Source organism: Bacillus sp. 17RED48, from assembly GCF_019837545.1.
Lineage (GTDB): Bacteria > Bacillota > Bacilli > Bacillales > Bacillaceae_G > Bacillus_A > Bacillus_A wiedmannii.
In genome coordinates this window covers 1-11,613 of record NZ_JADAXG010000007.1, presented here as the reverse complement: position 1 = coordinate 11,613, position 11,613 = coordinate 1, and the positions used below count along the sequence as shown (strand labels likewise).

8 protein-coding genes are annotated in these 11,613 nt (G+C 29.9%); 5 read left to right on the top strand and 3 right to left on the bottom strand.

Annotation, left to right across the window (positions count from 1 at the left end; all coding sequences use genetic code 11):
- Nucleotides 1-139: 139 nt before the first annotated feature.
- Both ILT06_RS23130 and ILT06_RS23125 read right to left on the bottom strand, forming a co-directional pair.
- Nucleotides 140-391, bottom strand: coding sequence for a hypothetical protein (locus ILT06_RS23130; protein ID WP_000548621.1), 252 nt, complete (start codon nt 389-391; stop codon nt 140-142).
- Nucleotides 392-598: 207 nt separating this feature from the next.
- Entirely contained in the window at nt 599-1,441 is an 843-nt protein-coding gene (locus tag ILT06_RS23125; protein ID WP_064475281.1) for a metallophosphoesterase, read from the bottom strand.
- Nucleotides 1,442-2,085: 644 nt separating this feature from the next.
- On the opposite strand from ILT06_RS23125, the gene ILT06_RS23120 reads away from it, so the two are divergent.
- Together ILT06_RS23120 and ILT06_RS23115 are read left to right on the top strand one after the other, a co-directional pair.
- Nucleotides 2,086-2,655: a hypothetical protein gene (locus ILT06_RS23120; protein WP_064475280.1), complete on the top strand. Its 570-nt coding sequence runs from the start codon at nt 2,086-2,088 to the stop codon at nt 2,653-2,655.
- A gap of 418 nt (nt 2,656-3,073) precedes the next feature.
- Nucleotides 3,074-4,483: a phosphatidylinositol-specific phospholipase C gene (locus ILT06_RS23115; RefSeq protein WP_154131482.1), complete on the top strand. Its 1,410-nt coding sequence runs from the start codon at nt 3,074-3,076 to the stop codon at nt 4,481-4,483.
- Between the two features lie 194 nt (nt 4,484-4,677).
- Here the strand turns inward: ILT06_RS23115 and ILT06_RS23110 are convergent, their stop codons facing one another.
- Nucleotides 4,678-6,054, bottom strand: coding sequence for a lytic polysaccharide monooxygenase (locus ILT06_RS23110; RefSeq protein WP_064475278.1), 1,377 nt, complete (start codon nt 6,052-6,054; stop codon nt 4,678-4,680).
- A gap of 603 nt (nt 6,055-6,657) precedes the next feature.
- Here ILT06_RS23110 and ILT06_RS23105 point away from each other — a divergent pair.
- From ILT06_RS23105 to ILT06_RS23095, 3 genes are all read left to right on the top strand, one after another.
- The gene (locus ILT06_RS23105; RefSeq protein ID WP_064475277.1) at nt 6,658-6,981 is read left to right on the top strand and encodes a hypothetical protein; all 324 of its coding nucleotides are present in this window, start codon (nt 6,658-6,660) and stop codon (nt 6,979-6,981) included.
- 1,689 nt (nt 6,982-8,670) lie between these two features.
- Complete coding sequence (locus ILT06_RS23100; protein ID WP_064475276.1) at nt 8,671-9,714, top strand: Fic family protein; 1,044 nt, start codon at nt 8,671-8,673, stop codon at nt 9,712-9,714.
- Nucleotides 9,715-10,557: 843 nt separating this feature from the next.
- The coding region (locus tag ILT06_RS23095; protein ID WP_222655576.1) for a spore germination protein at nt 10,558-11,613 on the top strand (1,056 nt) is incomplete at its 3' end.

Here is an 11,613-nt window from a genome sequence, read left to right as displayed (position 1 = left end):
TTCATTTTACTCTTGCGTAATTATATGTCAAAATTCATTGATTAGTATGTATTTTCAATCTTAAACAATGAAACAGAGTCGACATTAGAATATCATTTCTTAAAGTCGACTCTGTTTCATTTAAATTATATATTTCATTTTACGTTTTTAAATTCATATATTTTCTAATTCTAGCAACATCTAAAGAATATTCGATAACTAATTGCTGTAACGGTAATATAACTGTGTCGGGATATAAATGGGCATATTGTAATGTTTCTGCATATTTTTCTAACCTTTTTTCTAAATACTTTATAATTTGATCAGGATGACTTACTAATAAACATTTACAATAATAATGTATTTGTTCCTCAATCGCCGTATACTCTTCAATTTCATATTCTTTATGCATGTGTACACCCCTTTAAGTTTTTTCATGAATTACTTATCACACTTTTCACTCGACTAATTTTTAAGTTTTTTGATTATTTACACTATAACAAACTCTCTGGGTCAAATTTTGTTACTTTATGTAACGTAGAAAATTTTTAACAAAATTGTAATGTTAACTTGTATAAATTACATATGGCTTATTTTTCTATACAAAAAATCGTACAGTTCAATTTAACTGTACGACTACAAGTTCTGGTCTATTGAAAATCCTTTGCGGTATGATACTATTACCTAGTCCTCTATTTACTACCATAGACGTATTTTGTTTTTCATATAAACCGGCTGTATATGTAGGGAGAATCCCTTGATTTGGCGCAACTAAACCTCCGATAAATGGCAATCTAACTTGCCCTCCATGAGCATGCCCTGATAACACTAAATCTATTTGCTCATCAGCATACTCTGTTAAAAATTCAGGCCTATGGGATAGTAATACATTATATGTATCCGGCTGCATTTCAAATTTCGCTTTTATAATTTCATCTTTTACAACATTTCCTTCATCACGGTTTCCAGTAACAAATTCCGGATCATCAATACCAAGTATATGTATGTCTTGTCCCCCTATTTGAATACTTACATGTTCATTTCTTAAAACAGTAACATGATGTTGCTTCAACTCTTTCTCTAAATCATTATATTTTCCTGACCATTTTTCATGGTTTCCTGTCACAAAATATATAGGATACTCCTTTACAAGCCCTCGTATTAATTCCAGACTAACTTCTGCATCGTATGATTTACTGTCAATTAGATCACCCGTAATAGCAATAATATCTGGATTTATGCTTTTTACTTTTTGAATTAAAGTTTCTTGATTGTCGCCAAATTTTTTATTATGTAAATCTGAAATTTGTAGAATTTTAAAACCTTTAAAAGAAGAGGGGATTTTATTAGATGTTATATTAACTTCAGTTATACTTATTAAATTGTTTTGTGAATATAAAAAGATACTAAAACTTACTAAAATACTAATAAGTAATATGATTCTTTTAGTCTTTTTGTTCATATTTCCTCCTAAAATCTTGATCAGTACTACAGTTCACAATAAATATTACGTGCCCTTCGCATTCAGAATAACTGAAATTTTTTAATTGATTTGTAGTATTTGTTATAGTTTTATACGCCACTAATAAAATTTTTCAATCTCATTCGTATTAGCTCATTCGCTATAAAGTGGAGCTTTGATATCCTAGTTGTCGTGCATGAGTGTATGATGTCATGCTCATTTTTCAGTGAATTTATAGCGAATCACTGGAAGCTCTTCATCATATTATTATTTATCTTACTTAGTTTGATAACGATATAACGATAATTCCTATAGTTTTTTATAAAAAAATTGTGTACTTTTCTCAAATTATATACGACATTTGCTTGTAAATATATTATTACCACTCCGATTTTAATTTGTTTAAAACGTGCATAGAGAGAATTGAAACACTAAATTACCTTATGAAAAGTTATTATTGTGCCATTTGTTAGAAAATTGAAAAAACATGTGTAGATAGATATCATTGTAAATGAATATATAATTAATTTTGATTTTCTGACATAATTCTTAACCTAGTTTTTGCGTGCATTATGAAATAAAATATTGCCCCATGTCAGTCTTTAAAAAATTATATATCATTACTTTAAGGGAGGAAGAAAACTATGAAGATGAAAAGAAAAATCATGATGACGACAGCACTTGCAGCTACATTAGCTACAGGTGCACTACCGACTACATCGGTGTTTGCTGCAGAAAAAGAGGCTCCTATCCAACAAAAAGAGGTACAAATGAGTATTCAACCATTCGCACAAAATAATTTGGAAACAGCGGTTAAGGCTGCCTTAAATGGTCCAGAAGTTAAAAAAATTAAAGTATTTGAGCATGAATTTAATGTAAAACCAATTGAAGTAGTAAATTTAGGTGGCGGTAAAACATATGTTAAGGGACAAATTTCTCATCATTTAAGTTTTCGTCCAGATGATCAATTTTATTATGAGTTTACAGTGCAAGATGGAAAGGTAATAGATAAGCCTGTATTTAATATTGATAGAGGTGGTTGGACACCATTTGCTGCTCCACTTTTATCAATTCTTGCTGCTTATAATGGGATCCCAGTTAATCCAAATGATTTAAATGCACTTGGTCAGCAGATTGGGAAAGTTATAGATGGCAGCTGGGAACATGCAGCCCAATCTATCGCAACTGTAGTTAGTTTAAGTTTTAATGAATAGAATTTTTAAATTTTTATTAGCATTGTAGAGATCCACTTTTCCTAAGTAGCCTTGTTATAAGAAATTCTGAAACAGCTATTAATAGATTTTTACCACTCAGTCACATTATCTTGATTTGTTAACCAGCTTATCATTCATTATATGTCATAAAATAGAAGTCTTTTTTAAGGCTTCTGTTTTGTTTGTATACAATACGATAAAAGGTTGTTTTTTCGAGTCCATACTTCGATTCTTTAAGAATCCGTTTGGCTATTAGGTACAATTCATTACAACAAATTATTAAAGTCTCAAATAACTTACACCTCCTATTTTTTAATTTTTTTCAAATACAACAATTCATTATTTAAAGAATGACAACAATAAATATAGTAAAAAACCATCTTATTTTAACTATTGTTTAAAGGTCAGGAGAGATAAAATGAACAAAATGAACAACTTCTTTAAAATTAGCATCCTTACTTGTTTTACACTAGTAAGTTTAAGTACACCATCTACTATTTTTGCTGATAGTCATCCCGGTTATTCCTATGAATCCAATATAGGCTATCAAAATCCAGCTTGGATGTCGAAAGTAGCAAATTCAATAAAATTAAGTGAATTATCTATTCCAGGGACTCACGGTACAATGGCTTTACATGGCGCAAGTTTTCTTGATGAAAATTTGACAAGAAATCAAACTATGAGTCTACCCCAACAATTAAACTCTGGAATTCGATATGTAGATATGCGTGTTAAACGTGTAAAAGATTCTTTTGCAATGTACCATGGTATTGCAAATCAAAAAGCAGTGTTTGAAGATGTATTAAAAGAGGCAATTCAATTTTTAAAAGATTATCCGACAGAAACAATTTTAATGCGCTTAAAAGAAGAAACTACTCCTGAAAGTGGATCACTATCATTTGAGGAGATATTTTTAAAATATAAAAACGTTAATGCTTCATATTTTTGGGACCCTAATTCCGTACCAACTACAGATAGAAACAACCCTACTTTAGGAGATATCCGGGGTAAAATTGTAATCTTACAAAACTTTACATCCTCTCAATATTACGGTGTTGATTACGAAAGTTTGAATATACAAGATAAATTTGAAATTGGAAGCGGTCCAGACGAAATATATGGAAAATGGAATGCGGTAAAAACCCATCTACAAAATGCAAATACTAACTTTAATAATGGAAAAATATATCTCAACCATTTTAGCGGTACAGGTGGTGCAGCTGCATTTTTAAATAATGTATATCCATGGTTTGTTGCAAGTGGAAAAGAGAACAGAAATACTGATAGTAATCCTAAGTTGATTCAAACGAATTTCACTAATGCGTGGAGTGATTTCCCCCGCGATAAAAATGGACAAGTATATTATGGTGGTATGAATACACTTGGGACCGAACTCTTGCAACAAGGTGGAATTAAACATTCTGGTATCATCGCAGCTGATTTTCCTGGGCCAGGTTTAATTGATAGTATCATTAAATTAAATGGTATACATTCGAATGAAAAAGAAGTATTAATTTCGCAGATTTCATCCGAATCTAGTCCTTTATCCGGACAAAAAAACCGATCCAGTCAAAACTTTAAAATTGATAGTTTACCTGTAGGTACTAAGGAATTAAAATGGGTTATTGAACCTTCAGAAAAAGATTATCCTTCTTCTATTTCTTTCAATGTAATGATCGACGTTTCCCTAGGTACAGATTCTACTCTTTGGAAAAATATTTCACATGGATCTAGGACTGAAGCCTACACAAATACTAAATATTATATTGCAAGTCCAATTGGTGCCACTAACAAATTCACAGTGAAAATATACGCTATTACAAATTAAAAAAATAAAGAATCCCAATGGAATTCCTTTTTGATGGAATACCATTGGGGTTCTTTTTTGATTTCATTACGTAAACATTAAGATGGTGATTAAATTTACTCACATATCATTTAAACCATTAGATAATCTGTATTTGGAACGACCTTGAATTTTCAAAAAGAAATCCCAAAATGTTAACTACCTTTTCCAGCTTATCATTTATTCAAAACTGGCTTCCAAAGTGATAGGGCAAAAATCCAATTTGAGTCGCCGTTCCCTTGATAATCTTGAACCGCTTCATACACTTTTCCCTCATGTACTACTCTATCACCTTTAGTATATGCCTTTCTTGCATCCCATTTTTCATATGTGGAATCCCCTGACTTTGTTGTTACATTCAAAACATCACTTCTACTAGATTCATTTCCAGCTAAATCAACCGCCGTCACTACATACTTATACGATGTATTAGCCTTCAAATCTTTATCCATAAATGATGTATTATCAGCTGCCCCAATTTTATTCATAACCCCAGCGCTTTCTCTATATACAATATAATGGTCAACACCTACATTATCTTCAGACGGACTCCACATCAAATTAACAGTTGTCGCTGTTGTACTCATACTATGTAATCCTTTTGGTTGAGTCGGAGCCTCTTTATCTGGAATTTCATTTGTTGTCTTAGCCTTTAGTTTTTCACTTTCTTTTGATATGTTTCCAGCAGCGTCTAATGCCTTTATTGTATAGGTATATTCCGTATTTGCTTTTAGTTTTTTATCAGTAAAAGTTGTACCTGGTACCGTCCCAATTACTTCTCCATTACGTAACACTTGATATTCTTTTACGCCTATATTATCAGTAGAGGCCTTCCATGTTAGTTCAACACTATTGGCAGATACTTTAGACGCATTTAATCCCGTTGGTTGACTTGGAGCTACTGTGTCGGGAGTTTCATTATTTACTAAATTTACATCAATTACGTTATAAAACGCATTTGACGTATCTGCTACATCCCATACAGCTAAAATAACATGATAACCATTTCGATCAGTTGGTACATTAATTGTATGTGTTAAATTATTTGATGCGGCCGAACCGTCATGGTTCACAGTTCCAATTGGTTCTAATTCAGCACGTGTTAATGGTTTATTAGGATCCCATCCCTTTTTTGTAATGTAATAATGCCATTTACTTGTAGAATGTGCCGCTGTGTATTTCCATGTAAATGTATTTGCTCCCCCCTTTATTGTGTTTTTGAACCAGTGATTTGATGTTTGTTGGTCAAGAGTCCCTCCAAACAGTCCTCCTGCCGAAGCAATTTTCCCATCAATCGGTCCACCATCTGGGAATCCTTTAGGTGCTTCTAGACTTTGAGGTTCGTACATTACATTTCCACAATTTAAATTTAATGCTCCATAATTCTGACTACATAAAGCAGCACGACTACTCGGCTTTTCAACAAACCCATGTGCATATGCACTTTGAGGAATCATTGTAATTGCCGTCACTCCTGCAGCTAAAACACAAGCACCAATTCCTTTTTTACTTTTTCTTAATCTTTCTAACTTAGATGTTAATTTCAAATTCATACTTGTCCCCCCAATATATTGTTTACGCTAATATAATAGCAATATAGGGATAAACGAACAAATCACCTACTAATATATTAATAGTTCAATAACATAAACATATTTAGTTTATTTATTAACCTGATATGGGGCTAAATTAAGCAAATTAATTCTATTTTGTAACATTATGTAGTAAAGAGTTTATAAAAAACCAATAAAGATTCACAAAAAATCCAAATATCGATTACGGTTTAATATTCTTACTTTTTGGTATATTGAAGTTTATATTTTCAAAATAATATAATTCCAGAAACGCCTTACACATATATTGTACAATTCCAATATACGATTCATATTAACTTAATATACGGTTTAAATAAATCTCACTTCACTATGGTGAAACTGTTGAAACTTTACTTCATAATAACTCTGTAGGAAACTTATAAACAACTAAAAAAGGACACACCTATAGCATATGTATGCGTAGGTGTGTCCTTTTCTCAGATAAATTTTAGAGTATTAACTTCTTTTTATTCTATCGTATAAGATAACTATTTAAATTTAAAAATATTTAGTATAGAATAGGAACATTCGCTATATTTATGTATGAAAGGATTTTTGGAAATGGACTTGTTGCAAATCAAGAAAATGGAAAATTTAATTTGGACTATTGAACATAGTAGTGACCTCTCAAAAAGGTTTTACATAATAAAATTTTTTGATAGAGAAAATACAATTAAGCCAATTGAAACGTTAGAATTTGGAAATAGAAATATCGATAAATTTGAATGGGTGTTTATTAATATATTTCCAAGGATAGTAACAACTTATGTCCCTTCCACTGGAAGGAAGCCTGATGAATCATTAATAGATACAACTAGAGAAAACAGTAAAGAATCACTTATTTTACAAGGAATACGAACCTACACCCAGTTTTGGTCATGTTAACCCCCACCCTTCTATAGCAGCAAATATAATTTTGCATAAAATGTGGTTTTTAAGTTAAGGTGAATTCTATATATAAATTCTTCTAAGAGTTTCATTCACATTGTATTGTTTGTTATTTGAAGAACAATGAGTTTTTTATAATATACGATATATCAATTTTTAAAATGTATGCTTATACTTATTTTTTTAGACATTTTATTCTCTTAAGAGCATCCACGCAAATACATGCTCTTAAGAAAATAAAAGTAGTACGCATGAGATTGAATGAATATTAAATAAAACACTTTGGATCTGGAACTTACCTTACACTTTGTTTTATATACATAAAAGAAGAGTAGAATATCCTTTTTTATTTTTAGATTTTCCTACTAACACTTCAAACAATCTAACAGGACGTTAAGTAGTGAATAGTTCAATTTAAGGGGATTGTTTTAGTCTCTACTAATTTAGTAGAGACTTCAGTTCCACATTTAACCTTTCTAAATTCTAGATGATTAAATCCTTGATTAGCGCCTCATCGGTTGAATCAAAAAGGTATGCACTTTAATACACCTAGTCCAACAAACGTAAATATTACTCCTACCAAATCAAACAAAAAAATTTGAGTAGCCCCCTATTTATTGCACTAATTATAACTAGATCTAGCCCTTTCCTTTTCTTTAAATTCCTACTTTAACTAGACCATACGGACGTTAAGTGATATGAAAGGTTCTTTATAATGGGGGAATTTTTCACCTTTTCTAAATAACTTATTATATTATTTTTATCTAATAAGGCACAGAAACAAATTAAAAACCTTTAGTGCTCCTGAGAAAACCTCTTGAGGAAAAACGTTTTTAGGGTGAAACGTTTTTCAGGGTACTTTTATACTGACTCTTTTCCTTAAAATGTTTCTGTACCTAATATTTAAATTAACTTATGTCAAAATATTTCGCAATACAAGTACTAAATGCTACATGGATATATAGAAAATGACACTTTTTATGAGCATAACCCATCAAATACTTATATTAAATATAGAAAAGTTACCTTGCTATTATTAAATTTGTTAAATTAAATAATGAAAATGGAGAATACTAACTTTATAATTGTCACAATTTAATCTATATATCTACTCTTTTATTACTCGTAAAAATCATTTGATAATTCCTTCAATATTAATTTATGAAATGCAGAGACCATCTAAAGCAACAATTTTCTTACATTAGATTGTTTTTCTATCTAATTTATTTTGTCGAAAAAAGTCGATATTTTCATATTTTTTTCATTTAATTATTGTACATTTACACATTTAATGTTAGGATTATGCCTATTCAAATTAGATCCTATTGATTCCTCTTTAAGATTTCTTTATTTTATTTGTGAAAATTAGTTACTTTCTAGTAAATTCCCAGCAATCATACAGCAAACTACACTAATAATAATTCTAAAATTATATTTTCATCTCGTAAATTCATAAAAAGGAATTTACGTCAAACTATATTTTCTATCTGTGTATATTCATTCTTTATTCAAACATGATTAATCATAAGTTCTAACTCGTTAATCAAATTTAAATAACAATTTTGATTCTAAAATAAGTTCAAAATCAAAATAAATATATTGTTATTTCAAAATAATGTTGTAAACTATCTTTAGAATGGAAAGATTTATGTAACAGCATGTTAAGGGGTTACAGGGGGAATAAAAATGAGAAATTTTTTCGATGACAAGTATAAAAATATTGAATTAAAAAGGAGGCTATTAAATATAATCAGTGAAATTAGTGAATTAAAAGGAAAATTAGCTGCTTATCAGGAACAAAATCCTGATATATTTACTAGCTTAGAAAAAACCATACCACTTCATTACATAAAAAACTTTACTACTACCTATGAAGATATAAAAGTCCCAAATAAAAGATTAAAAGAACTTATTTTAGATGATATAGTACCTCAAAATATTTCGGAAGATGCTATCTTTTGTTTTTATCAAACACTTACTTTTGTACATAAGAATTCCTGTGATTTATTAATCAATCCAGAGACTATACAGGAATTACATTTTCAATTAATACATTACCTTACCTCTGACAGTGCCAAATGGCGCGAAAAACCGTTTACTATTCCAGGTATTCCTGAAAACGGAATGCACTTAAATAGTTACCGCATTCTTCCACATGAGCTTATTCCACAAGTAATGGAACAATTATGTGATCAATATAACTCATTAAATTCTAGTAAGGGCTATCATTCACTTTTATTAATAGCTCGTTTTATATTTAATTTTTATTGCATAGTTCCTTTTAATCAGGGTAACGGCAGATTGGCACTTATGTTAATGCAATTGCTATTAATTAAGAGTGGAAATACATTTGTAAAATATGTATGTCTGGATAAATACATTAAGAAAAATGAATCTGAATATTACAATTCGATTTATAAATCTTCGGTAAATTGGTACTGCGAGGAACATAATAGTAGCTTTTGGTTAAAAACGTTTTTAACTATTATATTAGAGGCGTACAAAGATCTTCATAATACAGTTCTAGATTCTATATGTAAGCATACTAAAGTGGAGAGAATTCAGGATTTTATACTTAAACAAAAACAACCCTTTACTAAGGAGTGTATTCGTAACACATATCCAGACATAGCAGAGAGTACAATCAGTAAGGCTTTAAATTCCTTGCAATTGTTTGGCCATATTAAGCTAGTGACAAAAGGAAGAAATGCTAGTTGGATTAAAGTTTAACTATGCTTGTAAAACACTTACAGTTCAAAAAAGAAAATTATAACTTTATCATTTAAATTCATGCCTTTGGACTCTTATTCATTGAATTTCACTTTAATATATTAAGCTATTATTACTAATTTAGTTATTTCTAATTCCTACAAAACGTTTTATAGGAATATTTGTCGAAAAAAGTCGTATTTTAATATTTTTTCTTTATTTTCTGGTTGTAAACGTTTCATTTTCGTGTTACCATCTTAATCAAACAATAGATGGTAATAAAAATGAAAATATTTCTTTCCCTTAGAAACATATAAACGTACGGTCATATCAAGAAAATAAGGCCAAAGGAATATTTGATACCTATCCAAATTACCAATAGGAATTTTGCCGCATTAACTTTCTGTTATTTCAGAATAAAACTTCACATTTTGTCCCTAAACAAAATTTGTTAGCGTGCAAAATTCAAATACACTAAAACACCCAAATAAATGAAATGTCCTTTTTTATTGAGCATTGAGGTATGAAAAAATAATTCTTCCTACAAAATTCAGCTGAATAACATAAAGACATCTAAATTACTACCTTTATCGCCATCTATTGTTGACAACATATTTACCAACTATTAAAAAGAACCTATCAAGGGTTCTTTTTTATTATAATCATTCAAATTTCACTTCTATCTTGATACTTAGATTTCTACACAAATTACATCTACTTTTTTACTCTCAATTATTGAATTTATAATATAGTAGTTCAATTTTAGTTATTCTTGATCTCAATCCGTTTAAATTAGTGAATAAAATTCAAACATATAAAAATAATAACTACAACTAATCGTTATATATTAAAGAGGTGTCAATTTTGTCCTTAAATGAAAAGACCCTAGAAACAAAGACAGATAAAACCATTGAAAAAATCCAAACAAGTAACTTAAAAGAACTTAAAAATACATTAGATAACATCTTTAATATTAGTGCAGATTTAATCGAACATCCTTTGCAATTAAAAACAAACACGAATATTTTACTATATTATTTTGAAGGCCTTACAGATGGTGTTGCATTAAAAGGAAATGTTGTTACACCATTATTACAAGAAGTGAATGAGGACAGCCAAATATTTAATTCTAATATTATTGCTACTCATACCAAAATAGTACATACGTGGAATGAAATTAAAGAAGGATTACTTGAGGGACAATGTGTACTGTTTATGGAAGGAGAAAAGAGGTCCCTTCTAATAAATACAAAAGGTTGGGCAGAGAGAGCGATTCAAGAACCAATTTCAGAAGTTACTATTAAAGGCTCACATGATGGGTTTATTGAGAATGCCACAAAAAACATAGGCTTAATTCGTCGATATATTCCTTCTACTGAATTGAAAATTAAAAAATTGACAATTGGAGAACGCGCCACTTCTTTAGTCTATTTAATTTACTTAGGGGATGTAGCAAACGAAGATGTGGTCCAAGAAATAGAAACTAGAATCTGTAAAATTAAAACGGATGCGATATTGAGCATTGGAGAACTATCTAATTTTACAAAGGATCAAAATTGGACTCCTTTTCCACAGGCTTATTTAAGTGAACGCCCTGATGCCATTTCTAATCATATACTTGATGGAAAAGTAGCAGTGTTAATTGATAGATCTCCTGGTGCGATGATTGTCCCAATGAATTTAATTGGATTTTTTCAGACTCCAGATGATTATAATATACATTGGCTCATTGCATCATTTTTTCGCTTATTACGATTTGCAGGATTTATTATAGCTATTTTTTTACCTGCAATTTATATTGCTATAGTCTCTTTTCATTTTGAAATCATTCCTTTAGATCTATACACTTCTATTGCAACGTCAAGAGTTAAAGTCCCTTTCTCTCCTTTATTGGAAGCTTTTATAATGGAAATCACACTA